We start from the raw sequence: 1,241 nt of genomic DNA on the forward strand, positions 1-1,241 counted from the left end.
AAAATCAAAAACAAAATCTGTAATCAACTCATCTTCATTATAAACTAAAAATGATAAATTAGTTATGTTTTTTGTAGTGTCTATCTTTTCAATAGAATAAGTTTCTGGAACATAATAATAATTATTAAATTTAACAATATTATAATTGGTAAGCTTTAAATCTTGGTCAATAATATCAAATTTATAGACAACTGGTTTTTGAATTTTCCCTGCAAAAAAAGCTATACTACATAATACTATAACTACAGCAACAAGAATTATCTTATTAAACTTATTCATAGCATTACCTTACTGGGGTTGAAGCAATTGTGACTTTGCTATCTTTTATGCATAAGTATAGATTGCAAGTTCCACCAGGACTTATTGATCCACTTACGCCCCCCCAAGTTCCACTAACTGTTGCTTGAGTAAACCAGTACATTCTAAATGTTGCTGCTTGACCATAAGATTCACGTTCTCTTATCATTTCCATTGATGGATTTCCAGTAGCTCCGAATCCATAAACTGATCCACCGAAAGGACTATTATATACTCCGCCTGAATTTTCTTTAGTATAAATCATACTTGAGTTATAATCTGAAACAAAAAAAGTAGCATAAAAACTAGCAGTTGTTGTTCCGGCAGAACGGGATACGAGATGATTTTTATAATGAGTACCATATCCATAAGGTGTTATACCATCAGGTGAAGCAGTATTTTTTATAACTTGACCTTTATCACCTTTAGAAAAACTTATTTTTATAAAAGAACCATCTTCAAATCTAAAATATTTTTCTTTATCAATTCCATCTATATCAATAGTTGAAAAATCATCAGGAACTAATTTTAGTTTTTCATCATTATAACAATCCCATAAAATATTATTATCTAACTTCCAAATTAGTATTTCTTGTTTTTCTTTAGGAATATTATTTTCAGTAAAGAAATTTGTTAATTCTTCTGTTGTTAATAACTTTTCAGGTTGTACAAATTTTTGAGTATTTTCATAGGCAAAAACATTTGTAGCACCTAAGAAAATAAAGAAAATAGTACACAATGCTAAAGTAAACCTTTTCAAAAAATCATCTCCTTAATTTATATGCAGATTTATTACAGCTAATATTATACAATAACCACAATAAATTGTAAATAATATAAAAAATTCAATTTATTTGTAAATATGTAGAGAGGATTTAGAGCTTGTTATTTATAAAATTATATAAATATAAGGTTTCTCTTGCATTATGTAAAATAACCATTTA

At 26.9% G+C, this 1,241-nt stretch carries 2 protein-coding genes; both read right to left on the minus strand.

The window, feature by feature from the left end:
- The coding region (locus G594_RS19095; RefSeq protein ID WP_034866917.1) for a hypothetical protein at positions 1-279 on the minus strand (279 nt) is incomplete at its 3' end.
- A gap of 4 nt (positions 280-283) precedes the next feature.
- Positions 284-1,057 carry a hypothetical protein gene (locus tag G594_RS0114555; protein ID WP_027099232.1) on the minus strand — a complete coding sequence of 258 codons (774 nt, stop codon included), beginning with the start codon at positions 1,055-1,057 and terminating at the stop codon, positions 284-286.
- Positions 1,058-1,241: the final 184 nt, after the last annotated feature.

Origin of the sequence: Clostridium paraputrificum AGR2156 (genome assembly GCF_000424025.1) — a bacterium.
Taxonomy (GTDB): Bacteria; Bacillota; Clostridia; order Clostridiales; family Clostridiaceae; genus Clostridium; species Clostridium paraputrificum.